At 63.1% G+C, this 23,246-nt stretch carries 25 protein-coding genes; 4 read left to right on the forward strand and 21 right to left on the reverse strand.

Going from position 1 to position 23,246, the window contains the following annotated elements; all coding sequences use genetic code 11:
• Nucleotides 1-8: 8 nt before the first annotated feature.
• The 17 genes from A7A77_RS14545 to A7A77_RS14625 form a co-directional block, all read right to left on the reverse strand.
• Entirely contained in the window at nucleotides 9-1,457 is a 1,449-nt protein-coding gene (locus A7A77_RS14545; RefSeq protein WP_066559948.1) for a conjugal transfer protein TraH, read from the reverse strand.
• A complete protein-coding gene (locus tag A7A77_RS14550; RefSeq protein ID WP_066559952.1) occupies nucleotides 1,447-2,313 on the reverse strand; it encodes a conjugal transfer protein TraF in 867 nt (288 codons plus the stop codon). Before A7A77_RS14550 ends, A7A77_RS14545 begins: the two co-directional genes overlap by 11 nt.
• Nucleotides 2,294-3,946, reverse strand: coding sequence for a conjugal transfer protein TraN (locus A7A77_RS14555; RefSeq protein WP_172799924.1), 1,653 nt, complete (start codon nucleotides 3,944-3,946; stop codon nucleotides 2,294-2,296). Before A7A77_RS14555 ends, A7A77_RS14550 begins: the two co-directional genes overlap by 20 nt.
• A 74-nt stretch (nucleotides 3,947-4,020) precedes the next feature.
• On the reverse strand, nucleotides 4,021-4,764 hold the full coding sequence (trbC, locus tag A7A77_RS14560; RefSeq protein WP_245638499.1) for a type-F conjugative transfer system pilin assembly protein TrbC: 744 nt from the start codon (nucleotides 4,762-4,764) through the stop codon (nucleotides 4,021-4,023).
• A gap of 20 nt (nucleotides 4,765-4,784) precedes the next feature.
• Nucleotides 4,785-5,810 carry a conjugal transfer pilus assembly protein TraU gene (gene traU / locus A7A77_RS14565; RefSeq protein ID WP_066559957.1) on the reverse strand — a complete coding sequence of 342 codons (1,026 nt, stop codon included), beginning with the start codon at nucleotides 5,808-5,810 and terminating at the stop codon, nucleotides 4,785-4,787.
• The gene (traW, locus tag A7A77_RS14570; protein WP_425388579.1) at nucleotides 5,807-6,463 is read right to left on the reverse strand and encodes a type-F conjugative transfer system protein TraW; all 657 of its coding nucleotides are present in this window, start codon (nucleotides 6,461-6,463) and stop codon (nucleotides 5,807-5,809) included. Before traW ends, traU begins: the two co-directional genes overlap by 4 nt.
• A complete protein-coding gene (locus A7A77_RS14575) occupies nucleotides 6,460-7,002 on the reverse strand; it encodes a S26 family signal peptidase (protein ID WP_066559959.1) in 543 nt (180 codons plus the stop codon). Before A7A77_RS14575 ends, traW begins: the two co-directional genes overlap by 4 nt.
• Nucleotides 6,989-7,396 (reverse strand): TrbI F-type domain-containing protein, encoded by a 408-nt coding sequence (locus tag A7A77_RS14580; protein ID WP_066559961.1) that lies wholly within the window; start codon nucleotides 7,394-7,396, stop codon nucleotides 6,989-6,991. The genes A7A77_RS14575 and A7A77_RS14580 overlap by 14 nt, the downstream gene beginning before the upstream one ends.
• Nucleotides 7,393-7,809, reverse strand: coding sequence for a hypothetical protein (locus tag A7A77_RS14585; RefSeq protein WP_066559974.1), 417 nt, complete (start codon nucleotides 7,807-7,809; stop codon nucleotides 7,393-7,395). The genes A7A77_RS14580 and A7A77_RS14585 overlap by 4 nt, the downstream gene beginning before the upstream one ends.
• 16 nt (nucleotides 7,810-7,825) lie before the next feature.
• The gene (gene traC, locus A7A77_RS14590) at nucleotides 7,826-10,381 is read right to left on the reverse strand and encodes a type IV secretion system protein TraC (protein WP_066559976.1); all 2,556 of its coding nucleotides are present in this window, start codon (nucleotides 10,379-10,381) and stop codon (nucleotides 7,826-7,828) included.
• Nucleotides 10,382-11,122 carry a hypothetical protein gene (locus A7A77_RS14595; protein ID WP_066559979.1) on the reverse strand — a complete coding sequence of 247 codons (741 nt, stop codon included), beginning with the start codon at nucleotides 11,120-11,122 and terminating at the stop codon, nucleotides 10,382-10,384.
• Nucleotides 11,123-11,134: 12 nt separating this feature from the next.
• Nucleotides 11,135-11,983 (reverse strand): DsbC family protein, encoded by an 849-nt coding sequence (locus tag A7A77_RS14600; RefSeq protein WP_066560103.1) that lies wholly within the window; start codon nucleotides 11,981-11,983, stop codon nucleotides 11,135-11,137.
• Between the two features lie 44 nt (nucleotides 11,984-12,027).
• The gene (locus A7A77_RS14605) at nucleotides 12,028-13,383 is read right to left on the reverse strand and encodes a TraB/TrbI/VirB10 family type IV secretion system protein (RefSeq protein ID WP_082836162.1); all 1,356 of its coding nucleotides are present in this window, start codon (nucleotides 13,381-13,383) and stop codon (nucleotides 12,028-12,030) included.
• Complete coding sequence (locus tag A7A77_RS14610) at nucleotides 13,376-14,134, reverse strand: type-F conjugative transfer system secretin TraK (RefSeq protein ID WP_156500593.1); 759 nt, start codon at nucleotides 14,132-14,134, stop codon at nucleotides 13,376-13,378. Before A7A77_RS14610 ends, A7A77_RS14605 begins: the two co-directional genes overlap by 8 nt.
• On the reverse strand, nucleotides 14,131-14,703 hold the full coding sequence (locus A7A77_RS14615) for a type IV conjugative transfer system protein TraE (RefSeq protein ID WP_066559981.1): 573 nt from the start codon (nucleotides 14,701-14,703) through the stop codon (nucleotides 14,131-14,133). Before A7A77_RS14615 ends, A7A77_RS14610 begins: the two co-directional genes overlap by 4 nt.
• A 12-nt stretch (nucleotides 14,704-14,715) precedes the next feature.
• Nucleotides 14,716-15,003, reverse strand: coding sequence for a type IV conjugative transfer system protein TraL (gene traL, locus A7A77_RS14620; RefSeq protein ID WP_066559984.1), 288 nt, complete (start codon nucleotides 15,001-15,003; stop codon nucleotides 14,716-14,718).
• Between the two features lie 34 nt (nucleotides 15,004-15,037).
• On the reverse strand, nucleotides 15,038-15,382 hold the full coding sequence (locus A7A77_RS14625) for a hypothetical protein (RefSeq protein WP_066559987.1): 345 nt from the start codon (nucleotides 15,380-15,382) through the stop codon (nucleotides 15,038-15,040).
• A gap of 352 nt (nucleotides 15,383-15,734) precedes the next feature.
• Between A7A77_RS14625 and A7A77_RS14630 the strand changes: the two genes are divergently transcribed.
• Entirely contained in the window at nucleotides 15,735-16,196 is a 462-nt protein-coding gene (locus tag A7A77_RS14630) for a helix-turn-helix domain-containing protein (RefSeq protein ID WP_066559990.1), read from the forward strand.
• 53 nt (nucleotides 16,197-16,249) lie between these two features.
• Nucleotides 16,250-16,492 carry a helix-turn-helix transcriptional regulator gene (locus A7A77_RS14635; RefSeq protein WP_066559996.1) on the forward strand — a complete coding sequence of 81 codons (243 nt, stop codon included), beginning with the start codon at nucleotides 16,250-16,252 and terminating at the stop codon, nucleotides 16,490-16,492.
• A 275-nt stretch (nucleotides 16,493-16,767) separates the two neighbouring features.
• Here A7A77_RS14635 and A7A77_RS14640 read toward each other — a convergent pair whose 3' ends face one another.
• The 3 genes from A7A77_RS14640 to A7A77_RS14650 all read right to left on the reverse strand — a co-directional run bounded on the left by A7A77_RS14640 (nucleotide 16,768) and on the right by A7A77_RS14650 (nucleotide 21,066).
• The gene (locus tag A7A77_RS14640; protein WP_082836163.1) at nucleotides 16,768-18,501 is read right to left on the reverse strand and encodes an alpha-amylase family glycosyl hydrolase; all 1,734 of its coding nucleotides are present in this window, start codon (nucleotides 18,499-18,501) and stop codon (nucleotides 16,768-16,770) included.
• Nucleotides 18,501-20,114 (reverse strand): alpha-glucosidase family protein, encoded by a 1,614-nt coding sequence (locus A7A77_RS14645; RefSeq protein WP_066559998.1) that lies wholly within the window; start codon nucleotides 20,112-20,114, stop codon nucleotides 18,501-18,503. The genes A7A77_RS14640 and A7A77_RS14645 overlap by 1 nt, the downstream gene beginning before the upstream one ends.
• 100 nt (nucleotides 20,115-20,214) lie before the next feature.
• Nucleotides 20,215-21,066 carry a glucose 1-dehydrogenase gene (locus tag A7A77_RS14650; RefSeq protein WP_066560003.1) on the reverse strand — a complete coding sequence of 284 codons (852 nt, stop codon included), beginning with the start codon at nucleotides 21,064-21,066 and terminating at the stop codon, nucleotides 20,215-20,217.
• Nucleotides 21,067-21,242: 176 nt separating this feature from the next.
• Here A7A77_RS14650 and A7A77_RS14655 point away from each other — a divergent pair, with 176 nt between their 5' ends.
• Complete coding sequence (locus A7A77_RS14655) at nucleotides 21,243-21,977, forward strand: cytochrome c oxidase assembly protein (protein WP_066560010.1); 735 nt, start codon at nucleotides 21,243-21,245, stop codon at nucleotides 21,975-21,977.
• On the forward strand, nucleotides 21,964-22,614 hold the full coding sequence (locus A7A77_RS14660) for a cytochrome b (RefSeq protein WP_066560012.1): 651 nt from the start codon (nucleotides 21,964-21,966) through the stop codon (nucleotides 22,612-22,614). The genes A7A77_RS14655 and A7A77_RS14660 overlap by 14 nt, the downstream gene beginning before the upstream one ends.
• On the opposite strand, the gene A7A77_RS18590 is transcribed toward A7A77_RS14660, so the two are convergent.
• Entirely contained in the window at nucleotides 22,538-23,239 is a 702-nt protein-coding gene (locus A7A77_RS18590; RefSeq protein WP_082836164.1) for a c-type cytochrome, read from the reverse strand. The genes A7A77_RS14660 and A7A77_RS18590 overlap by 77 nt on opposite strands.
• Nucleotides 23,240-23,246: the final 7 nt, after the last annotated feature.

A 23,246-nucleotide genomic window follows, 5' to 3' on the forward strand; every position in this document is an offset into this window, starting at 1 on the left:
AAATCCGATCAGTGGGTGAGCGCGCGGGTGCGCACGCCGCGCGACCAGTCGAGCGAGGCGGCCATTCCGGGCGACATCGAGGCGGCGAGCACGTTCTCGATAAAGGCGGTCTTCTCGATGATCTGCATGATCGCATTGACCCGCAGATGCGTATTGGCCTGCCGGTCGGCAAGCGCGGTGCGCACGTCGTTCACCTGGCGCTGCCACATCGCGAGCTTGGCCTCGTCGGCGCCGATGAAGCTGGTCATCGAGCGTCCGGCTTCGCCGGTGATGCGCTCGAGGATCGCGAAGAGGAGGTCGACGCTGGCGATCTCGGCAAGGGTCTCGCGGTCGTCGGTCGGCATGCCGCGGCCATAGGCGGCCTGGACGGTGAGGATCTTGTAGAGCGGGACCGAGGAAACCTGCAGCAGTTCCTTCTGCGCATCGGTGATCGCGCTATCGTCGCGGATCGCATCGACCATGCCGGTAATGAGCGCGGCAACGCGCGGGCGCAGCGCTTTCGAGGCGGGCAGATTCAGCGTCTTGAAGGTCGGGTTCAAACACTGGTCGGGCTCGTCGCAATCGAAGACGCGCACGTCGCCCGCCGCGGTGCCGTCGAGCAGCGCGGTGACGAGCGTCGAGGAGGCGTCGCCCGCAAAGGGCACGAACTTGCCGGGCTCGTCGTCCTTGGGCGGTATATAGATGACGGTGCCGATCAGCGTCATCGCATATTCGGCAAGCTCGCGATCGAAACTGCCGCCGGGATTGAAGAAGGCGCTCTTCTTGAGGATCGTCCAGGTGTAGTTGCGGGGCACGCCCGGATTGACGTCGTCGTACTTGCCCGCGCCTGCCGCGGTGGTGCTGGCGCGCTCGCCCTTCGTGCCGCAGCCGTGCTTCGCCGCGGCATAGTCGGTGAAGACGCCCTCGCTATTCCCGATCGCTTCGCAGATCGCCTTGTCGGCAAGGTCGCCCTTGGGCCAGACGCCGCCGACCAATCCTTGCGCCATTTCGCAGGAGCTGATGTTCAAGTTGTTCATCAGCTGCGCTTTTTGCGAAAACTCCTGCATGATCTTCGAGCATTCGGGGCAGACGGTGTCGATCGCGAGGGAGAAGGCAAAGCCGATCGAATTGTTGGCGACGGCCTTCAGCAGCGCGACGATCTCGCTGGCGTTGATGAAGGAGAAGGAGCCGGCGAAGATATCGATGCCGCCGCAGCCCGCGCGGGCGCGCGGCAATTGCAGGTTGCCTATATTGGTCGTCTTTTGCGGGAAACGCGTCCAGACATTGCCGAGACTGTAATAGCCTGCCGATTGGCCCTCGAAAGCGGTGGGACCGGTGACGTTGGACGCGCCGCCGAGATCGCCGAGGAAGGCATCCATCGACGAGCCGACATCGGCCAAGGCCGGAGCGGCAATCGTTGAACCGACGAGCGCGAGGGCGGCAAGCGCGCCTGTCCATGGCTTGCGGCTAAAAATCATGTCCGGCGTCCTTGCTGGTGAGAAGGTAGATGCGGTCCTGGAGTTCGTCGGCGCTCATCACGCCGTAGCCGATCGGAATGGCGCGCTGGTTCTTGGCGTCCCAGAGGACGACCGCCGGCGTGACCTTGGGCTCAAGGCCCATTCGGGCGCGCTGGTTGGTTTCGACGGTGTAGTCGGGAAACTGCTTCGAGGGTCCGCCATCGGTCGAGATCGCGCGCACGGTAATGTTCCAGGCGGAAGTTACCGATCGCACGATCGGGCTCATGACCTCGCAGGCGCCGCAGCTCTGCGCAAAGAAGTAGAACAGGCCATAGCGGGCTGACAGCGAGCGCATGGCGGCATCGCGGTCGGCTTTCCTCGCATCCTGCCATTGCCGCTTGCCCAGCGTCGAGACCGGGCGCTGGAGGGTATAATCGAGTTCGGGATCCTGCCAGATCGCGCGTTGCCAGACATCGGAGAAGAGCGCGGCTTGGTCGAGCTGGCGGCGCTGGAACCGGATATAGGCGGTGACATTGGCCGGCGTCGGCTCGATGATCGCGCGCGCCTTCAACTCGCGCAAGGTGGCGGTGATCGCATCGAGCTTTTCGACGGCGCTCGAAGCGGGCGGATCGGCAACGTCGTTGGTGTCGTCTTCCGCCTGTTCGGGCCGAGTGCAGTAGAACCAGTAGCCGAGGCGGCGCTCCTCGCAGTAGAAGGCGTCGGTGCCGTCGCCGGTTGCGACGAAGGGTGCGTTAGCCGGCTTGTCCGCCGGGCCATCCGCAGCCAGCGCAACCTTCGGTGCCCCGACTACGATCGCGGCGAGCAGCGTCAGGGCGACGGCAAGGCGGCGCCAGGTCTCAGGAGCCGGAACGGGCATAGTAGTCCTCGATTTTCTGCTGGATGTCGCTGGCGGCCTCAAGCTCGTCGGGAAGGCGCGCGGCGGCGGTGAACTCGGCGTAGACTTCGGAAAAATCCATTCGGCTCAGATCGAGCCGGGCGAACTCGTTGATGGTGAAGCCTCTACATTGCTCGTCCTTGGGCTTGTCCCAGGGCTTGTTCAGCTGCACCCGGCCCTGTTCCTGGAGGATCCGGGTGAGCTTCGATTCAAAGCAGCAATAGACCTTCTTCTTGGTGAGGCAGACGCCGAGGAAACTGTCCGAGCAGTAAGTCCCGACATAGGCGCAGAGGCCTTGCGCGTCGCGCTCGTGCAGCAGCACTTCCGCGCGGCTGCAGCCCAGCGAGACGAGGAGCTGCGATCCCGGTAGCAGCGGAAATCCCTTGCCCTTGCAGCAGTTGAGGACTCCGAAAACCTTGGACGAACAGGTATTGCGGGTACCTTCGAAGAGCCGCAGCGTCTCGGGATCGAACTCGCGCCGGGCCTGGTCCATGGCGTTCAAGGCCACGACCGCATCCTTGAATTCGTCGTTTGGGGTGCGCTCGATCGTTTCGCACGACCCGTCGATGCAATAGACATCGCCGTCGCAGATATACTGGGTGGTGCCGGTTTCTTCGTCGGGCAGCGGGCAGTCGTAGACGCGCTCCCAGGTCCGGCATGGTTCACCCGACAGGCAATCCTCGCGCACCAGCGTGCAGCCGGGCGTGGTCTCGAGCGTGCCGCAATCCTCGGCGGCTGCATAGCTGTTGCAGGTGTAGCTGCGTTCCCAGGCCCAGCAGGGTTTGGTCACCGATTGCCCATCGATGATCCGTGTCACCGGATCGGAGTCGGTGCAGGTTTCGACTTCGCGCGCGCAGGTGTCATCACCTTCGAGCCCGGCGCAGGCGCTCTCGTTGCGCGTGGTGACGAGGACATCCTCGAGGCTGGTCGCATAAGGCTCGAGCGGCGGGACGGTTGCGCTGCACGAGAGCACGTCGACGCGCAAGGTGCCGTAGCAACCCCAGTAGAAGCCCGACCAGTAGCCGCAGATTGGAAACGACTGCGTCACGGTGCAGGTGTCCGCCGAAAAATTGCCGCAATAGTAGGGGCTGGTGGGATCGATGCCCGACCCTTCGACACAGTAATACTGGTAGCGCTCCTGCTGCTCGATCCGCGCTTCCAGCGTAATCGGGCAGGTAAGCAGGTCCTGTGACGCTGTGTAGCCCGCGTTGCAGGTGGCGTAATAGCGGCCGGGCGACACAGTCCCGCCGGGGAGCGGAACGCAGGACCCCTGGCTGCCGGTAACCGACATGCCGCTGGTATAGGACAGAGGATCTGCGCTGATGGTCGTGCTGCGCGCGAGGACGGCCTCGATGTCCTCGGGATCGAACGTCGCGCGGCTCTCCATGCTTTCGCGCATGACGCGATAGCCGGTATGGGCGGGGGCTGCGCCGGCGGCGCGGGCCGTCAGGCTGTCGGGGTCATCGCCATAGGTAGTCTCGATCGGATCGGCATCGTAATTGGGGACGCGCGACGGATCGGGCGTCGTCGTGGCTGCCTCCTGCGCGCGGGTTGCCAGTGAACCGCCGAAGGCCTTGCCCTCGGCTTTCACGTCGTCGGTCGTGGTCTGGGCCATGCCGGGCTCGAGGGCGCCAAGACCCGAGACGAACACGACCGCCAGCGCGAGCGCGGCTACGGTTCCAGCGCGGATCATGGCCGCTCTCCATTCAGCTGGGCGAGGTGCTGCGCGGCGATCCACGCGCCGGGACCGTTGCCTTGCGCAAACGTCTCGAGGACATGGGCGAGCGTCACATTGCCGCTCATCCGGTCGTGCGGCGGAACAATGCTCGTGCAGTCGAACCCGTCGCAGAGCGCGAAGTCGCTCGCGGCGACGACGTAGGTCGGGACGGCCTCGACGTGGAAAGCGTGGAACAGGCGCGGGTCGATGCCGACATGCTCGAGGGCTTCGCTGTCCTGCGCAATCGGTGCGAGCGCAGCAGTCAGGCGTTTGGCGCTGCCTTGCGGGAATCCGCGCAGCACGACCACGCCGCCCGCCTTGCCGACGTCGGCGATCATCGCGGCGAGCGCGGCCCTGGGCATTGCCGTGCTGGCAAAGGCGATCAGCCGGGGCTGGCCCGCAAGCTCGGCCTCGGCCATCTCGCCCGCATCGGCAATCATCCGGTCGAAGTCGAAGGCCTGGCTGTCGTCGACATTGTTGGTACTGGCTCGGACGGCCGCGGTATAGCGCGCACCGTTGTCGGCACCGTCTTGCGCGGCTTGCTTGGCCTGCTCGGTGACTGCTTCGGCGCGGCGGCGCGCTTCGGCGGCGAGCGCTTCGGCATCGTTTGCCTGCTCTTTTGCCGCCGCGCGGATCTTGGCGAGATCGAGCTCGGGCTCGCTGACTTGCGCCGAGGCGGCGGCAAGGCCGGCGGTCATCGCAAGGCTGGCGAGCATGGCGAGGGAAAGTTTCGATTTCATAAGGCGCAGCAGTTTCTTTTGCGCCAGACGAGGTAGCCCATGTCCTCGCCGATGGCGGGATAGACCTGGCCTGCCGACATGAATGTCGTCGAGGCGCCGATGGGGGCGCAGGCATAGCGCCCGCTCGTCTGGGGGTTGGGATTGGTGGCCTGGAAGCGGTATTGCTGCTTTCGCATCACCGGCATCAGGTATTTGCCGCACAGGCCCTTCGAACCCATCGTGCCCCAGGCGGCGAGTTCGCGGTGGAGCTTGTAGGCAAAGCGTGAGAGGACGAGGCGCGAGGCCTGGACATGGCCGATCGTCGCCGAGACATTGCCATTCAGCGGATACATCGATCCCTGGCAGCCCGCGCACCAGAAGAGCTTGTCGCTCGGAAGCTTGCGGGTTGCCTCGACGCAATCGGCAGCGCAGGCGGCCAGCGCCAGCGGATTGGCGAAGAGCACCGCTTCGGGATTGATGATCGCGGTGAGTTCGGAATCCTGCCAGAGCGGATCGAGCTCGGAGATATAGAGAATGTCGACCGAGCCGGATTCCAGGCACAGGAAATCGGCGACGAGTTCCATCCAGTAGATCAGCGGATAGGCATACCAGTGGACGTGCCACTGCGAATGGTACTGCGTCGCGCCGCCGACGGCCGAAGGCCCGGCCATGGTCTTGAAGCCGATGTCGAAGCCGGGATCGAGTTTGAGACCACCAAGGTTCACGAAGCACCAGGGTTTCATCGAGACATCAGCGAGCCGCACGGGCTCCCAGAACCCCATGGCGATGCCGGGGCGAAGACCGCACAGGCACACCGGCAAATCGGGATTGTCGGGATCGGGCCGGTTCGAGGGCCAGATTTTCAATGATCCGACCGAGATCGGGAACAGGCACGACCAGCAGATATCGGTGATCGGGTTCACGAAACTCCCCGTGCAACGTCCCGGCCCGGCATCGGCGCGCGCCGGCGTAGCGGCGAGCGCAAGGCAGGCCAGAATGACGAACAGCAGCCGGACGATCAGAGCGAAGGGACGAGCCGTCATGGTTGCCGCTCCGGTTTGGAAGGCAGCGCGTGTTCGCGGACCTGGAGCTTGCGACCCTGCTGTTCGACGACGGCGGGGACGGCGCGAATGCCGAAGCGGCGCACCAGCTTGCCCTCCTGGTCGAACCAGAAGCGGCGCTGGCGGGCCTTCATCAGTTCGAGCGGCGCGCCTGCCACCAGGATCAATTTTGCCTTGGTGCTGGCGTAGGTCTTCGTTGCCCAGGCGAGTTGCTCGGGATCGTCGCCGTCGAGAAAGATGAGCGCCTGGCGTAGCGGCACGCTGTCCAGCGGATTGACCCGGGTGCCGGCGGCGATGATGACGCGGCCCTTGTCGTCGGTGATGTTTTCGCCGACCGCAATCGTCGGATCGAACAGCCATGTCCGCGGCGTTTCGGCGCGCGTGAGACCGGCGACCGCCGTCGGTCGATTGACGTGGGCGATCGTGCGCTGCTTCAGCCGTTCGTTGAGTCTTTTCGTCTCGCCGCTCGCCTCGAGCGCGGCGAGGCGAGCGTGGATCTGCGTGAGCAGGTCGGGTTCGGCGATGGCCCAGACCGTGCCCTGCTGGCCATAGTCGCGCGCGGTGGTGGGCGATGCCGCGGCAAGGCCGGCCAGCGCGATCGGCAACACGAGGGCGAGGCGGCGCGCACGGGTCACAGGATCGGCCTCCCGACCCCGAGGATGCGGTTCTCACAAATCCAGCCGATGGCGGCATAGCGGCTATCGAAGGAATCGGGATGGTCGGTGCCGACGTAATAACAGCCGGCAGGGATCGTGCCCGTCGGCCCGAGCGCGAGGGCCTCGCCCTTACGGCTTTTCGGCTTGGCCGTGGCGACGACCTCGCCGTTGATGGCGAAGGTTCGGCCTTGCCGCGTCACCACGTCGCCGGGCATGCCGAGCACGCGCTTGCCGAAAGGTTGCGGTTTCTCCCCGAAATGCGCAGAGAGGAGCTCGGACGGCGGCGGCGCGAACAGCACGATCATGCCGCGCGTCGGCGCGGTGTCCTTGTCCAGCCAGATCGCCCAATGCGGCAGCGAGGGGCTGGCATTGATCATCAGCGCATGGCTTTTGGCAAAGCCATGCAGCGCGGTGAGCGCCAGCGCGCCGGCGCCCAGACCTGCCAGCAGGGCGAGGCGCGGCCAGGTCCTGCGGGCACAGGGCTCGGGATGAGGGCGAAGACTATCAGCGTGCGGCATGGGCGAGTGCCTCCATTCGGCGCGCGACATCGGCGCGCACGATGGGCGTCATGTCGCGGGCCTGGCCCGCGAGCACGGCTTCGCCGACGAGCACGGTGCGACCATCGCGGCCCAGCGCATCGACCGAGGCGTCGATGGCTTGCAGATAGGCAGCAACGCGCCGCTGGCTTGCTGTGGGGTCGGCGCCGCTCCGCGCTTCGGCCTCGACGAAAGCGCCGATCAGCCCCGAGAGTTCGACGGTCACGACTTCGCGGCTTTGCAGCGCCAGCAGCGTGCGTGTCGCCCAGGCACCCCAGAGGAGAGCGGCGAGCAGCAGCACGCCAAGCCCGAGCGAGGCAAGCGGCACGCCGAACAATTGTCGGCGCGCACCCGATGGGATGAGGCTCGTGGTCATCGTGCGTCATCCCGCTGCACCGGGCTACCGGTGACGTCTGCCAGGAAGGCCGGCAGCCGCCACATCGCGATCAGCGTGGTGCTCGAAATCAGCACGACTTGAACCGTCTGCGAAAAGGCGATCTTGCGTGCCGCGTCGGCGGCGATCCAGCGCGCGGCAAGATTGTCCACCTGCCAGAACAGCACGTCGAGATTGCCGCCCGAGATCGCGAGGAAGAAGAGCAGTGGCAGCCCGAAGGCCATCAGCCAGCAGGTGCCGAGGAAGCCGCAGGCCTTGAGGCTGATGTAGGCAATATCGGCGCTATGCCGACGCCACCGCGCGAGGCGCTGCGGCAGGGTTGCGCCCGTATGTTTGTCCCGTGTGGGAGCTGCGGCCAGCGCGCGGTCGACGGGGGTGGAGATATGCATGTTCATGAGAAAAATCGGTCCTTCAATCGGGTGTCTGCGTATCGGGAAAGGCGATGCGTTCGATGGCATCGGCCAGCTGGTGACCGCGCGCGATCTCATGTTCGATCGCGGCGAATGTTCCGGGCGAGCTTGAAAACAGCGTCGCCGAAAAAGGATCGAGGACGAGGCGACCGATCGCCTCGGTCTCGGGCCCCTTGATGAAGACTTCGGAATAGTCGGTGCCCGAGCGCTTGAGGCTGCGGATCAGCGTCTCGGAGCGGTCGTCCATGTCGAGGCGCTTCGACGCCTTGAAATCGGCGATCGTCTCGCTCTTCTGCTGGAGGATCAGCATCCAGTCGCTGTTTTCGAGCGCCGCGGTCGCGCCGTCCGACTTGTAGTAGTCATTGAGCGACTGGGTCGCGGTGGCGAGCGCGCCGCCATATTTGCGGCAGGTGCGGGCATAAGTTTCGACGAACTCACCCATCGACCCGCCCTTGAGGAGACTCCAGGCCTCGTCGATCAGCAGCAGCTTCTTCACCGACCGGTCGCTGCGGGTCATCGCCTGGCTGGTCATGAACATGATCGCCGAGAGCACGACCGCGCGCAGTTCTTCGCGCGCGGCAAGATCGCTCATCTCGTAGACAATGAAGGGGGCACCGACCTCGAGGCTCGCCTGGCCCTCAAAGAAGGCCCCGTAGGTTCCCCCTCGCATGAAAGGCGCGAGCGCGGTCGCAAGATCGTGCGCGGCGGGCTTGTCGGATGCGGCGAGCGCCTCGCCGACCATAGTGACGCTGGCGGCGGATCCGTGCGCCGACCAGACCTCGTTCACCGCCTTGTCGATGAGGCCGCGCTCGGTGTCATTGAGCGGCGCGCTATAGCGCGCCATCTGGCCGATAATGGCTTTGACCATCGCGAAGCAGTCGAGCCGGTAATCCTCGTCGTCTTCGGCGCGCAGCGCATCGATCATCGAGAAGGGATTGAGGCAGAAGCCCGAGGCGAGCGTGAACTCGACGAAGCGGCCGCCCTGCAGTTTGACCGAATGCTCGAAGCTGCGCCCGTCGTCGATGACCACGACCTCGGCGCCCGCACCGCGCAGCGCCGCGCACATTTCCTGGAGCAGCACCGATTTCCCCGAACCCGACTTGCCGCAGATCGCGACATTGTGGTTGCCGGCCTCGTTTTCGAAGGGCGACCAGTAGAAGGGCTGGCCGCGCCGCCCGACCAGCAGGAGATGCGGCAGCGGGCCGCCCAAATACTCGCCCTGCATCGGCGCGATATGCGCCGCCGTTGTCGACAGGAGCGTGCGCATGCGCTTCAAACGCGCCATGTCGGTGGCAAGGCCATCGGCCAGCGTCAGCGGTAGCGCGGCGACGAGCCCCTGGATCTGCAGAAAGCGTTCGTCGGCAAGGTCCCATCCGGCCGCCTTGTAGATCGACTTGATCGCTCGCTCGTGCCGGTCGCCTTCGCCCAATGGCGAAAAGCTGGTGAGCCCATAGAAGACTTTCACGAGCCGCCGGCCTTCCTGGAGTTCGGCCTGGACATGCTGCCATTCGGCGGACTGCTCGGCAAGGCGGGGCAGGAAGCGCGCGCTTTTGGAACCCGCGAGTGTCGTCGTGCGCATGAACTTGTAGCCGGCCCTGGCTTCGGCGGCCTGGCGGTCGGGATAGACGAGGCAGAGCATCGTCGCGGCAGGACAGGGAAAGCGCAGCTTGTCGGTGAAGAGATCGCCGATAAGCCGCGCGCATTCCCAGGGCGCCCAGCGCGCAGGCATGTTGCGCACCGCGTAATGGCGCACATCGAACGCGTCGGGATAGACGGTGCCGATCTCGGGCACGCCGTCGTGCTCCTCGCCGGTCGCGCGGAAGCGCTCGGTCGCGAGCACGAGCCGGTCATCCTCGACCGTCAATTCGATATCGCGGCGCAGGATTTGGGCTGCAATCGGATCGTGCGGATTGTAGGCCAGCGCATCGTCCTGCGGCGCGGTCGTGGGCGAGGTGAGATCGTCGACCAGCGCGATCAGCGCTTCGGGACCCACTTCGTTGACCCCCAAGTTCAAGGACTTCAGCATCGAGACCAGCCCGTCGCGGGCCTGGGCGAGCTCGTCGCTTGGCACTTCGCTCTTCGACGGCACGCCGACCGAGATCACGACCTGGTGGTGGCGGGCATGGAACGGCGCATCGCTCGAGCCAGATTTCCAGACGAGGCCGTAGAGCCGGCGCGCGCGGTGACGCGCGATCGCTTCGTAGACCCCGCCCTGCAAATAGCGCGGCGCAAACCAGGGCGCGACGATCCGGCTGATGCGCGGGCTCGCGTAGTGCAGGATCTGGACGCAGGCGCCTTCGGGGAGGCCTTCGGAAAACCACGCGCCCAGGATCTCGCCAGTGCGCTCGTCGGCGCTGATCAGCGGCGTGACGGCGAGGACAAAGCCTTTCGAGCGAGCGTTGATATAGAGCCGGCTTGCGGGATCGAAGACCCGGTAAGGGAGCCAGTCCGAGAGCATGTCGAGCATGAGCGCGGGCCTCGCGGCTTCGCCATGTTCGGCGTCGCCGAGGAGGCCGGTGAGCACGCGGTCGGCCAGTGTTCCGATCGAGAGCGCCATTTATCTGGACTCCTTTTGTTCTTCTGCGCTTTGCGCGGCGACGACAGCATCGAGGGTCGGGAAGCCGGGACGGATCACCTGCGCCGGCGCAGACGCGGGTGAGGGAACAAATTGCCGGGAGACCCGATCGGGCGGGACGGTGCCGTCTCGAGGTCCCCCGGCTGCCGGCAGGGGTGGGCCGGCATCTGCCTCGCGCGCCTCGGAGGGGACCGGGGGAGGAAGCGGCGAGGTAGCGGTAAAAGGTTGTGCGACGAACGGATCGCCTGCTGGCGGCGCTGCGACGTCGGCGCGGGCATTGGCACTGGGATCAGCACTATCTTCGGCATCACGGATCTGGCGCCTGATCGCGCGCAGCAGCGTTGCCGGGCGGCCCCTGGCGGTATTGCCCTGAAGCTCGGCGGCCCAGCGCGGGGTCTCGACGACAATCCAGGCGACGGCTTCTTCGTGGAGCGTGCCCGAAGCATCGACATGCGCGGGAAAGATGACTTTCAACCGCCGCTCGGCAGTGCGCGAGCTATCGCCGGGCGTGAGCGGACCGGCGGCGAGAGCGCGTGATACCGGCTCCGGTTCGGCACTGGCGATCCCGGCGACGGCGTCCTTGTCGGTGACGGCGGTCGGCGCGCAGGTGCCCTTGAGCGCCCGGCAGGAAAAGTCGCCTTCGATATTGGTGCCAAGCCCGACGCAGCCACTGGCGGCGAGGACAACGGGCAGGAGCACGAGGGGGCGGAGAAAATGGGTCATGGGTCGGGTTCCTCAGCGCGTCTTCGGGGTGGCGGTGAGAAAGGCGCGCAGCGCTTCGGCGGGGCGATAGCCCTCGAGCACCGCGCCGTCGGAGGGCCGGACGAGTACCGGCGTGCCGCCAAACCCGTGCGCCCTGGCAAAAGCCTCGTTTTCGTCGAGACCGGAGACATCGCAAGGTTGGGATGTGGCCAGCGCAACCCCGGCATAGGCCATGCGCAGCGAGACGTCGGGCCGCCGCGCGCAGAGCACCTGTTCGGCCAACTTGCGGCTTTCGGCGCCGAAGATCGAGATCGGGCGTTCCTCAACGCGCGCGCCGATCGCTTTCAGTTCGGCTTCGAGCTTTTTGCAGTAGCCGCAGTGGAAATCGGAGAAGACCATGACGCGCGGGCCGTCCTTCGGACCCCAATGGATCGCACCCTTGTCGGACAGTTTGGACAAGTCGACGTTGGCAGCAGCTGCAGCGCGCGTCGGTGCTGACGAATTGTCGCTGTCCGCTTCGCTGCGCCGCGCCGCGCCCGCGGCGAGCAGGTCGGGATTGAGCTCGAGCAGCCTCGCGGCGGTCAGATCCTGCCGGGTCTCCATGTCGTAGACCCGGCCGATCACCAGATATCGTGCGGTCTTGTCGACATAGAACAGCGTCTGCTTCGAGGCGACTTCGCACAGACCGCCAAGCCCCTTGCAGACGATCGCATCGATTGCGGTCTTCGGCAGACGGACTTTCAGCGCTTCCTTGACGGCCTCTGTCGTTGCGGCACTCGTCCCTTGCGCGAAACTCGCGACGCCCCATCCGGTTGCGCCCGAAAGCGCGAGGACGGCGAGCGTGGCCGCGGTGGGTTTGGTCCAGCGGGAGCCGCCGAGCATTCGGACGCGGGTGCGCAGGCGTTCGGTAAAGTGGGGCTTCGGGGTCATTGGGCATTCCTCACGAAGGCGCCGTCGAGAAACACGATCTCGACTTCGATGCCGGTCGGCATCTCGACGACGGGTTGGTATTGTTCGGCGCGTTCGATGAGATATTTGCTCACCGTATCGGCGGCATCGCCCGCGCCCTGGCCGAGACCGCCGGCGAGGATGTCGGTGCCCGAGAGTTTCGAGCGCGTGCCGTCGGAATTGGCGGTGATCCCGGAAAACACCGAATTGGCATTGGCGGAAAAGCCCCGCCCGAACCCGCCGACGATGCCGGCAAGCAGCGCCTGGCTGATCAGCGATCCCTCGCGGCTGACGACCCGGCCGCGCACGCCCGACTTGCCGGCAAAGGCGATGAAGCCCTTGACCTCGGAGACCGCGACGCGGCCCCCGGGCTGGTCGCAGGTCATGCGTGCCAGCATGACGTAGACCTTTTCCGAGGAGAGGTCGCCGCGCGCCGCGCCATTGACCACGCAGCCCTCGATCCGGGTGGTGAGCACGCGCCCATCCTGCAGCACCGAGCGGGCCGGGCCGGTAATGCGCAGCACGACGGGCAGCGGATCGGTTTGCGAGGCAACGCCTGCCGAGGCGTCGACCCCGACAATGACGCGCGCCGGCGCATAGGAATTGGGCGGCAGGTATTCGGGCGAATCCTCGATCACCAGCGGCGGCGCTTCGGCGCGGCGCAGCGAGGCGCCGGCAGGACTCTTGTCCGACGCGAAATTGAGCAGCCGGACACCGGCAGGCGCATTGCCATCAAGACCCGTCGCAGCGCCGGATGGCGTCGGACCGGTCGGAGAGCCCAGGCCGCGCGCATCATAGCCGCCCGCCTGCGGGCCATAGGCCGGTGGCGGCGGTGTCGTAGTTGCTGCGGTCTCGGCTGTTGCAAGCCGGGTTTTGAGGTCCGCGTTCTCCGCCGAAATCGCGTCGATCGCCGCTTCTCCATCGGCGCGCATCATTTCGTTCTCGGCGCGGATCGCCTGGAGCTGGGCTTCAAGCTCGCTGCGCGGCAGCTGGTTTTCGGCGAGCTTCTTCTGCTGCTGCTCGACATTGCCGACGCGGTTGTCGAAGACCGAGACGAACTCGCGGTTGGCTAGGTCACGATTGACAAGACCGGCGGTCTCGATCGTGCGCGCGCCATCGGCATCGCCGGAATTGCCATCCTCGCCCCCGAAGATGATCCAGCTGCCACCCAATAGCGCAACGGCGCCAATCGAAGCGAAGAGCATCTTCTGCCGGCGTTGGGTGCGCTCGTTGATATTGCTGGCGGCGGCGGCCTTGCCCGGCGCGGCTGCGCTGGGCACCTTGGTAGCGTCGGCCTTGGGAGCGCTGTTTTGCGGCTTCGTCGCATCAGTCATGAGAAAAGGCTCCTGCGCCGGTGACGAGATAGGCGCTGGTCGCTTCGCCGGGCGCGAGGTCGTCCTTGCCGAAGGCGAGGGCGAGCGTGCCTGCCGGTGCCAGCGCATCGGGATCGAGCGTGACCGGTTCGCTGGTGCGGTTGGCGATCCGCAGCACTTTGCCGGTGAAGGCCGCGCCCCGGTAATCGCTGACCAGCTGGATATCTAAATCGCCGACGCGCGCCGGCAGTCCGCCAAGGCTGCGGATCTCGTAGCCTTCGATCAGTTCATCGCTTGCCATCGCGCGGATCAGCCGCACGGCTGTCTCTTCGGGTGCGGTCGCCTTCTCGAAACGCGCGGCGGCACTTTGCCCGAGCGCGGGATTGGTGATGAAGACCTGCTGCGCGCCAATCGCCTCGATGCGGCAGGCGAACTTGTAGACCTGGCCTTTCTTCGTCGTCGCAAAGAAGCTGATCGAGCGGGCGGCGAATGTCTCGGGGATCGAGACATAGATATCGCCGCGCAGCGGTTCGTTGCTCACCGCGAAATCGCTGTAGGGATAGCCGCTCGAGATCTTCGAGACACTGGCGAACTGGTCCTCGACCAGGGCGAAGCGTGTGAGCTCACGCTGCGACACGGTGCAGTCGATCGCCGCACCGTCGGCGGCCTGCTTGAACTGGTCGGCCGAAGCGGGCGTGGCGCCGGCAAGTCCGACGGCGATCGCAAGGCCCGCGAGCGGCGGATGCGAAATGGAATTGGGCCAGAGCATCATCCAGCCTCCTTCTGGTCTTTGTCCGTGGAAATCTGGGCGAACCCGGCAAGCGCGAGCCTGAGACCCCGATAGGTCCAGGTCAGGCGGAACTGGCGCTCGTCGCTCGCGATCACTTGCGAGCCGACGAAGGTCTTGAGCTTTCCCGAAACCTCGGACGTCAGTCTTTTCGGATCGACGGTCATCCGGGTGATGACGAAGGCCTGGCTGACGTCGGAACCGCGCTGTTCGGCAACGATCTTGACGAGGTCGGCTTTCAGTTTGCCGCGATGCGCGGGATCGGCGACATCGAGGATCGTTTCCATCCAGTAGTCGAGCCCTTCCGGGCTGCGATTGAGGAGCATCAGCGCGACGTCGCGGGTGACGAGTTCGAGATAGTCGCCTTCGACCCCTGCGCTCGAGACCGTCAGCGGGCGCTCGAGCGTCGGCAGCAGCACGACCTCGCGGGCGCGGGTCATGGCCAAACCCGTGGTGACGACGAGCGCGACGGCGAGCCCGGCGCTGGCAAGCGCGAACATGTTGCGCTGGCGCAGCAGCACCTGCTGGCGCTCGTGAGCAAAATCATGGAGCATGGCTTTTCCTCCTCAGCCTGCCAGGCGGCGGCAGTGGGAGGGCGGCGTTGCGACAAGGCCGGTAAAGCCTGCCGGCAGATACCAATAGGCGGCATGGAGAAGCCAGGAGCTTGTGCGTCCTGCCTTTGCCTTTCGCAGAGCGAACCAGGCTCCCATGGCAAGCGCAATGCCGATCAGTATGTGCTGGGCAAGGATCCCCCAGGCGAAGGGGATGATCATCCCGGCGAACTCGTCGATGGTCCAGAAGCCGATCAGCTCCGGATCGTCGAGACGCCTTGGGATCATGTACCGGTCTGCCATCGTGGCCGCCCTCCCGTCGTGACCGCAAGCGGCGTCAGATCACCGCGGTCACGACAGAGGTGACAATGGGAACGCCCGTGCCGACGCCAATCCCGACGCCGACCGGAACCGCGACCTGGCCCAGCGCAAAGCGGCCCGAGGCAAGCGCAATCAGGCCGCCGGCGAGACTGAGGACGGTGATGATCTTGCCGCCCGAACCTTCGAGGAAGTCGGTGAACATGGTGAGCGCCGGATTGAAGGTGGTGTCGGCGCCGGCATAGGCCGTGCCGCCCACAAGGGCTGCGAGCGCGATCGGCAGGGCGAGGTTTGCCGCCTTGCCAAGTACAATCCTGCCATGGGCATTTTTGGACTTTACGGCGGGAAGGGAAGGGGTGTGCATGAAGGAAACTCCGGTTCGTTGAGCGTCTTGAGCCAGCGGTCGACCCGCTGTGTGATCCTTCATGCGGCTAGGAAGTCGGTGTAGGAAAGAGGAATGTGTGATCCGGGCAATGCCGCGGACGGATATGGACCATCACTGGAGTTGGTGACGGAGTTCGGTGATGACGATGTATGCTGAAATCGACTGCAATTCCGCAGAATCACGCGCCTTCTGTCGACGAATCACGACAACGCTTTCGCTCTCGTCATCGATCAACGAAAAACCAGATGTTCCATGAATGTTCTTTCTTGTTTCCTACAGACTGTTGGGTCGCTATGTCTGCGAGTCGCAATAACGACAGCGAGGCAGGACGATGAACAGGCAGGCGAAAGATCGAGGTGCGCACAACGACCGGATCGCGCGCGTTCTGGCCCACGCCGTCGATAGCGCCGGGCGTTCGCGCGCTGACCTTGCTGCCGAGGCCGGCATGCACCGCGAAACCCTGACCCGCCTTATTCGCGGCGAGCGGCCGATCAAGCTCGAGGATGCCGCGCGGATCCTGTCGGTTTGCGGCGTGCCCGTCCGTTCGACGCTGATCCTCGCGCTGAGCGGAGAGGACGAACGCGCCTGTCAGTGGATGCGGCACGATGTCGGTGCGTTTCTGGAAGAGTTCCTGGTGACGCTGCCGGGTGCCCTCGAAACCACGCTGGGTGAGCGCTGCGACGAATTGCGGCCGCGCTGGGCGAAAGGGACCTCGCAGCTCGTCGCGCGCATGCTCGCCAATCATATCGACGACTTTGCTGCGCGCGATGTGACGGCGCAGCTGGCGCGATGACTTGGGGCTCAGCCCGTTTTGGAGGGGACCGTCTTCAAACGAGGTGAATTGTGATGACGACGAACGATATTGCGAAAATTGAGGATGATGATGTGCAGGTTTCTGCCGCTCGGCCGCAGCGGTTGTTGCGGCTGCCCGAGGTCATGCACCGCGTCGGGCTCAAGCGTTCGGCGATCTACCAACGCATGAGCGAGGGGCGGTTTCCGAAGTCGCGGTCGCTTGGACCGAAGTGCGCGGTGTGGGTAGAGAGTGAGGTGGAGGAGTGGATTAAGATTGTGTCATTCAAGAATGACTAGATTGGAGTTGTCGTCGAAATTCCAATTGACCGTAAAAAAATATGGTAATTGCTAAAGATCAGAAATTTTTAGAGCGCCAATGGGGTTTTTGGTCATTGGATGGCATTTGACGCGGTGACTATCGTACGCAGCGCAAATCTGATGGTAACCACACTCACGCCTTCAACCCGGGTCAGGCGATTACCGCCGCACACGCACGCCTTTCATCATGACAAAAGGCGACCCATGCTACGTGAGCTATTTGAAAGTGAAAAAAGAGTTCACTTTTCGGTCGGTCAGTTGAAAACGCTTCTTTCAATCGTTCCAGCCCGTTCCCCCCGTTGGATGATCGCAAATCCAAGCGGCGGAAGCTCGATACCATGCTTGGATTTCTTGGCGACGCAACCGTCCAGATCAATAAGTTCGTCACTGTCGTCAGTCGGAAACCATCGCTGATCGAGACTTACGTTGACAACGAAGGTCAGGCAGCGGGCATCATCAAAGCGATCATAGGCAATCACCGGGGCAACATCGACATCGTAGACCAGTTCATCCCCGCGACGGATCAAAGGCTCATTCCGCCGCCACGCCATCAGTGATCGAAAAAAATTCAGGACCGAATTTTCGTCTGAGTTTTGCGCCGATACAGAGAGGCAAGAGTGCTCTGGCGGTACGGGCAGCCACGCCTTTTTGGCGGTGGTAAAGCCGGCCTTGGTCTTCGATCGGGTCCAGGGGATCGGCGTGCGCACGCCATCGCGGCCCGCGAAATCTGGCCAGAGGTTCTTACCCCATGGGTCTTGCAAATCCTCGTACTCCAGTTCAGGTTGCGGCAGGCCCAGCTCTTCCCCCTGGAAAATAATTCCGCCTCCCAGCAGGGTCGACTGCATGAAGAGCAGCAGCTTTGCAGCGGCCGCGCGATCGCCTTCTTCTTCGGCGAACAGCGTGAGATTGGAAACCGACCTGACGGAATCGTGGTTGGTGAAGACATTCATCATCCAGCCCGATGCCATGAAACGCGCACGGATGCTGAGCAGTTCGCGCCAGTCGTCAAGCGATTTGGCGCCATTGATCAGATCGAAATCGTACACTGCGTGCAGGCGCTCTCCACGCAGCGTATATTTCACCGCCATACGGCTGGAATCGACATCGGCCAGTTCGCCGATCAGTACGCGCTCGGGCTCGTATTTCCGCACTGCATCGCGCATCGCTTCCAGGATGGGGATCGCTTCGGGGACATCGCGATCGAACAAGTGCAATTGTTTGCGGAATGGATTGTTGGGACCGCCACCGACCATGATATTCGCTTCTCCCCCGGGCGCCGAGGGATTGGGCCTGAGCCAGGGATCGCAGCATAGACACTGGATGGCATCGAGCCTGAAGCCATCCACGCCGCGGTCCATCCAGTATTCGAACACGCCGATTATCGCCCTCAGCACCTCGGGGTTGCGCAGGTTCAATGCCGGCTGACAGGTCAGAAAGGGATGGTAGTAATATTGTGAGCGGCGCGGATCCCATTCCCAGGCCGAACCGCCGAAACTGGAAAGCCAGTTGTTGGGCGGCCCACCATCCGGCGCGCTGTCCGCCCAGATGTACCAATCGGCTTTGGCGTTATCCTGACCTGATCGGCTTTCCAGAAACCAGGGATGCTCTTCCGAGGTGTGGCACGGCACCAGATCGATCAGCAACTTCAGATTTCTGTCATGAACCGCTCCAATCAAATCCAGGAAATCTCCCATCGATCCGAACATTGGATCGACGTTGCAAAAGTCGGTGATATCGTAGCCGAAATCTTTTTGAGGTGAGGGATAGAAAGGCGACAGCCACAGGCCATCCACCCCCAGACTCTCAACGTAATCGAGCTTGTCCAGCACGCCCTTAAGGTCGCCGATCCCGTCGCCGTCGCTGTCCTTGAAGCTGCGAAGATAGATTTCGTAGAACATCGCACCGCGCCACCACTCTGCATCAGCGTGGCTCGATCTCGGATCGTGCAACATCGCTTCCGCGATCAACGCTTCGCGGCCGGGCCGCATCAGCTAGCGGCTCCGAACCAGGCGCCGTGGGCGGGAAGGACAAGAACCTCGTCTTCCAATACGGCGGCAAAGCCGTGCCCATGTAGCTGTTCGCCGCAGTCAATCAAATCCAGCGAGACCGGAACGTCAGTCGCCGAAAGATTGAACAAGCAGCATATATTTTGCCCATCGTATGTCCGGACAAAACCAAGTACGTCTTGGGGAACGTCGAGGAAGCGCATTTCACCTAGGCGAAGAGCAGGCATTTCCCGGCGCCAGTTCAAAAAACGGCGCATCCGATTAAGGGTCGATCCGGGTAAAGTTTCCTGTTGCCGCACCGATAGTCGACGATGGGGTTCGGTGACGGGTAGCCATGGTTTTGCCTCGCTAAAGCCAGCATGGGGTTTTTCTGCATCCCACGGCATCGGCGTGCGCGCACCGTCGCGACCGATGAAGGAGGGATAGAACTCTCGGCCGTAAGGATCGAGAAGATCTTCATAAGGGACATCGGCGTTCGGGAGGCCGAGTTCGGACCCCTGATACAGGCAGGTTGCGCCACGCATGCAGGTTAGGGCGATCAGTGCGATAAGGGCTGCGTCGGGGTTTTCTTCCACGCCCAGACGTGAGACCGCACGATGAAAATCATGATTGTCCAGCGCCCAGCAAGGCCATCCATCATCAGGGCCGAAGCGCAAGTCCGTGGCAATCTGGCGAATTGTTTCCGCGTTTAGTTCGTCGGCACCAAGCAACCAGTAGCCATAGGCGAGTTGCAGGCGATCCGGGCCAGTATAGGCGTGATGGAGCGCCTCGCCATCGCTTTGATGCAATTCGCCAAGGAGCACACGATCGTCGTATTCGTCGGTCAGCGCCCGCAGCTTTTCAAGGAACTGCAGGTTGTCTGGTTGCGCGATGTCGTGACGATGTTCCTGCAACGAATAGGGGTTGAACATGAAGTGCGACCCTTGCGGCGCTTGCGCCGGCGGATTGTCGCTTAGCGAAGGGTCATGAAAATAAAATGCGCAGACGTCGAGGCGAAAACCGTCGACACCCATTTCAAGCCAGAACCGGCACACGTCCAGCACAGCCCGTTGCACATCCTCGCAATGATAGTTGAGATCGGGCTGTTCGCGCAGGAAATTGTGCAGATAGTATTGCCCCCGGCGCGGCTCCCATTGCCAAGACGATCCGCCGAAAACGGATAGCCAGTTGTTGGGCGGCGCACCGCCCGGTGCCGGGTCGGACCAGACGTACCAGTCCGCCTTGGCGTTGCCCCGCCCCTCCCGGCTTTCCAGAAACCACGGATGTTCACTGGAAGTATGCGACAGAACCTGATCCATCATTACTTTCAAACCGCGATCATGCGCGGCCTTCAGCAGAGACTGGAAATCCTCCAAGCTGCCGAAAAGCGGGTCGACCGAGAGATAGTCTGAAACGTCGTAGCCGAAATCACGCATCGGCGATTTGGCGAAGGGTGAAATCCAAATGGCATCAACACCCAGCTGCGCGATGTAATCCAGCCGCTGTTCTATCCCTCGAAGATCGCCGATCCCGTTCCCCGTGGAGTCCTGAAAACTGCGCGGATAAATGTGGTAGATGATTGCTCCCTGCCACCATTCCGCGCTTTCATCTGCCATTCGTACCTCGCTTCGTTGCATGTCATGAAACCCAACCGGATGAGGCAGGGCGGGTTCCGCACCGAACTGGAAAACGGCGCACGAAACCTCAAAGCTTGGGTCAGCCGTTCACGATTACGCCGCCGTTTGGGTGCAGCACCTGACCGCTCATGTAGCTTGCATCTTCGCAGGCGAGGAACAGGAAGGCCGGCGCCACCTCGTTGGGCTGGCCGGGCCTGCCCATTGGCGTCGATTCCCCGAAATGCTCCAGCTTTTCCTCATCCGCACCTCCGCACGGCTTCAGCGGCGTCCAGATCGGACCGGGCGCAACCGCGTTCACACGAATGCCATCACCCACGAGATTCTCGCTGAGCGATCTGGTGAATGCGGTGATTGCGCCCTTTGTCGAACTGTAATCGAGCAAGGATGCACTACCCTGATACATCGTAACGCTGGTACAATTGATGATACTCGCACTTTCTCCGAGATGCGGACGGACTGCTTGGGTAAGAAAAAACATGCCAAAAATGTTTGTTTGAAAAGTGCGCCGCAATTGCTCTTCGGTGATATCTACTATGTCGTCGTCGGGATGCTGCTCCCCTGCATTGTTGACGAGAATGTCGATCTTGCCGAACGCTTCCAGAGTTTTGTCGACGATGGTATTGCATGCGTCTTTTGATCCAATGTCCGCCTTGATGCAGATCGCTTCGCTGCCCTCGTCCTTCACGATCGCTCTGGTCTTTTCGGCGTCGTCGTCTTCAAGAAGGTAGACGATTGCAATCTTCGCGCCTTCACGAGCGTAAAGAGCCGCCACGGCTCGGCCGATGCCACTGTCCGCTCCGGTTACGATAGCCACTTTGCCTTTTAGGCGGCCGGACCCCGGATAGCGCGGCTGCCAATCCGGTTTGGGTTCCAAGGCGCTTTCGTGGCCGGGAAGCGCGTCCTCGTGGATCATATCGATGGTTTCGGTCATGGCTAGCTCCTTCGAGATTACAACGAAACCATCGCCTTGATGGTCCTCGCTCTACCCGAGAAACAGGTCAGCTACCCCTTGCCGCGCGACGGAATGTGAAAAAGAGGCTAGTCTGAGGCGGGAACGAGCACCCCGATTAATGTTTTCATTCCCTGAACTCGGTTGCCGAAAAAGGAATGCGCTTGCCTGCCTGGATCCCTTATTGTGGAGCCGCACCTGTGCCTTCGGCATTGCTCGAACGCTGGAACCTCGATCCCGTTCTTCTGATCGCGCTAGGGTTGGCGGCTCTGGCCTTGCATATCTTTCGTACAAAAGTCAGGCTCAGCTACGCCATGTCAGGGCTCGGTTTGGTAGTGGTCCTTTACGTCAGTCCGTTTTGTGCTCTCGGTTCGGTTTTTTTCTCTGTACGGGTTATCCATGACGTCATACTGGCAGCACTGCTGGCTCCACTATCGGTGGCGGCACTCGGGCTCGACAAAGCGCGTCTGAGTGTCGGCCTTCCGACCATAACCGCAATTCACGCGCTGACCTTCTGGCTGTGGCACGCGCCCCCGGCCTATGCCGCTGCGATGAGCAACGATGCGGTGTTCTGGGCGATGCAACTGACGATCGTGGGGACCGCGACGATCTGGTGGGCGAGGGTCTTGCAGGCGGCCGCACCTGCGGCGGTGTTGTCGCTCTTGGCAACGATGGTCGCGATGGGTGCGCTGGGCGCGTTGCTGACTTTTGCCCCCAATGCCATGTACGCGCCGCACTGGCTCACCACGCAGACATGGGGATGGAGCCCGCTAGACGATCAGCAGATGGCGGGCATCATCATGTGGGCACCCGCCAGCGCCATCTACCTGCTGGCTGCGCTTGCCTTGCTGTACCGCATGTTCGGCGACAAGGCGATCCATGAAGCTGCATAACCTTATCCGGAAATGGGCGGTCAGCTACACGAATGCGGGCAAGTATTCTCCCATTGGGGTCTGGTTCCACTGGATAATGGCCGCGCTTGTCCTGTTTCAGCTCGGTCTGGGCTGGATGATGACGCGCAGGCCCGTCGGCGGCGACAAATTAGCGGCTTACGAACTGCATAGCGACATCGGTCTTTCGATCCTACTGCTTGCCATCCTCCGCTTTGGCTGGCGGCTGTTTATCCCGGATCCAATTAACGATGCCGATGCGCCTCGCTGGCAAAGCAAGGCTGCGCATCTGACCCACTACCTGTTTTACGGCCTTTTCGCCTTGCTACCGCTAAGTGGGTGGGCGATGTGGTCGGCAATCCAGCCGGTGGAACCGCTGCGTCTCGCGGGCATCGTGCCGATCCCACCCATGCCATTTCATACCCTGTCGCCGGGATGGCAGTATCGCGTTCTGGATTGGGCAGAATGGTTGCACGTTCTGGGTGTGATTGGTCTGGCCGCGCTGGTTCCGCTTCACGTCGGTGCAGCGTTAAAACATCACTTCTGGGACCGCGACGATACCGTCATTGGCATTGTTCCTGAAATTCGAGACGATCCGCGGGCACCGGACCACCGGCAATATAATCCGACAGGGGTCTGATTTCATTTTCGCGCAAACCGGCAGCTGCCTTTTGCATCGCCCCCATCGCATCGCCATAGCGGCGACCGTCTCGCCATCGTTGCAATTGCTCTGCGATATAACGCGCACTCTGATTCGTCAGAGACGGATTTCCGGGGCCGACGCCTTGGCCTCGCGATCCATGACAACTTGCGCACGCTTGCAAGCCGCGATCCGGGTCACCGTCCTGATAAAGCTTTGCCATGTATTCGAAACAGCTAGGCGCTGAACTCTCCCATCGCTCGGGCGGTGATCGCATCTGTGCGTAATAGTTAGCGACCGCGACTCGTTCCGCGCTGTCCAACCTGCTGGCCAGCCACGACATCTGCGGATGCCTGCGCTGACCATCGGCGTAAAAGCCCAGTTGGCGGACGATATATCCCACGTCCAGGCCAGCTATCCGCGGCGCCAGCGCGCCATCGCCGCTGCCATCCAACCCGTGACAGGTATGGCACGCGGCTTCCGGCCCGGCATCGGCACCGGATAGGGCAACCAACTCTCCCGTATCGTCAAATGGGTCGGCAACGGGCGCGGCACCGCATGCGGCAAGGCAAGCCAATGGCCCAAACGCCACCGATCTAAGGGTCGAGCTGTAAACACTGCGCATGAACCTT

Origin of the sequence: Croceicoccus bisphenolivorans (assembly GCF_001634625.1) — a bacterium.
GTDB lineage: Bacteria > Pseudomonadota > Alphaproteobacteria > Sphingomonadales > Sphingomonadaceae > Croceicoccus > Croceicoccus bisphenolivorans.

Excerpts from the sequence above, each read along its gene's own strand:
- A7A77_RS18590 (WP_082836164.1), bottom strand. The coding sequence starts at position 23,239 with ATGCGCAGTGTTTACAGCTCGACCCTTAGATCGGTGGCGTTTGGGCCA.
- A7A77_RS14585 (WP_066559974.1), bottom strand. The coding sequence starts at position 7,809 with ATGAACATGCATATCTCCACCCCCGTCGACCGCGCGCTGGCCGCAGCT.
- A7A77_RS14595 (WP_066559979.1), bottom strand. The coding sequence starts at position 11,122 with ATGACCCATTTTCTCCGCCCCCTCGTGCTCCTGCCCGTTGTCCTCGCC.
- A7A77_RS14550 (WP_066559952.1), bottom strand. The coding sequence starts at position 2,313 with ATGCCCGTTCCGGCTCCTGAGACCTGGCGCCGCCTTGCCGTCGCCCTG.
- traU (WP_066559957.1), bottom strand. The coding sequence starts at position 5,810 with ATGACGGCTCGTCCCTTCGCTCTGATCGTCCGGCTGCTGTTCGTCATT.
- A7A77_RS14625 (WP_066559987.1), bottom strand. The coding sequence starts at position 15,382 with ATGCACACCCCTTCCCTTCCCGCCGTAAAGTCCAAAAATGCCCATGGC.
- A7A77_RS14640 (WP_082836163.1), bottom strand. The coding sequence starts at position 18,501 with ATGCGGCCCGGCCGCGAAGCGTTGATCGCGGAAGCGATGTTGCACGAT.
- traC (WP_066559976.1), bottom strand. The coding sequence starts at position 10,381 with ATGGCGCTCTCGATCGGAACACTGGCCGACCGCGTGCTCACCGGCCTC.
- A7A77_RS14635 (WP_066559996.1), top strand. The coding sequence starts at position 16,250 with ATGACGACGAACGATATTGCGAAAATTGAGGATGATGATGTGCAGGTT.
- A7A77_RS14605 (WP_082836162.1), bottom strand. The coding sequence starts at position 13,383 with ATGACTGATGCGACGAAGCCGCAAAACAGCGCTCCCAAGGCCGACGCT.
- A7A77_RS14650 (WP_066560003.1), bottom strand. The coding sequence starts at position 21,066 with ATGACCGAAACCATCGATATGATCCACGAGGACGCGCTTCCCGGCCAC.
- A7A77_RS14655 (WP_066560010.1), top strand. The coding sequence starts at position 21,243 with ATGCGCTTGCCTGCCTGGATCCCTTATTGTGGAGCCGCACCTGTGCCT.
- A7A77_RS14575 (WP_066559959.1), bottom strand. The coding sequence starts at position 7,002 with ATGCCGCACGCTGATAGTCTTCGCCCTCATCCCGAGCCCTGTGCCCGC.
- A7A77_RS14610 (WP_156500593.1), bottom strand. The coding sequence starts at position 14,134 with ATGATGCTCTGGCCCAATTCCATTTCGCATCCGCCGCTCGCGGGCCTT.
- A7A77_RS14600 (WP_066560103.1), bottom strand. The coding sequence starts at position 11,983 with ATGCTCGGCGGCTCCCGCTGGACCAAACCCACCGCGGCCACGCTCGCC.
- A7A77_RS14580 (WP_066559961.1), bottom strand. The coding sequence starts at position 7,396 with ATGACCACGAGCCTCATCCCATCGGGTGCGCGCCGACAATTGTTCGGC.
- A7A77_RS14615 (WP_066559981.1), bottom strand. The coding sequence starts at position 14,703 with ATGCTCCATGATTTTGCTCACGAGCGCCAGCAGGTGCTGCTGCGCCAG.
- traL (WP_066559984.1), bottom strand. The coding sequence starts at position 15,003 with ATGGCAGACCGGTACATGATCCCAAGGCGTCTCGACGATCCGGAGCTG.
- A7A77_RS14630 (WP_066559990.1), top strand. The coding sequence starts at position 15,735 with ATGAACAGGCAGGCGAAAGATCGAGGTGCGCACAACGACCGGATCGCG.
- A7A77_RS14555 (WP_172799924.1), bottom strand. The coding sequence starts at position 3,946 with ATGGCCCAGACCACGACCGACGACGTGAAAGCCGAGGGCAAGGCCTTC.
- trbC (WP_245638499.1), bottom strand. The coding sequence starts at position 4,764 with ATGCTCGCCAGCCTTGCGATGACCGCCGGCCTTGCCGCCGCCTCGGCG.
- A7A77_RS14645 (WP_066559998.1), bottom strand. The coding sequence starts at position 20,114 with ATGGCAGATGAAAGCGCGGAATGGTGGCAGGGAGCAATCATCTACCAC.
- A7A77_RS14545 (WP_066559948.1), bottom strand. The coding sequence starts at position 1,457 with ATGATTTTTAGCCGCAAGCCATGGACAGGCGCGCTTGCCGCCCTCGCG.
- A7A77_RS14660 (WP_066560012.1), top strand. The coding sequence starts at position 21,964 with ATGAAGCTGCATAACCTTATCCGGAAATGGGCGGTCAGCTACACGAAT.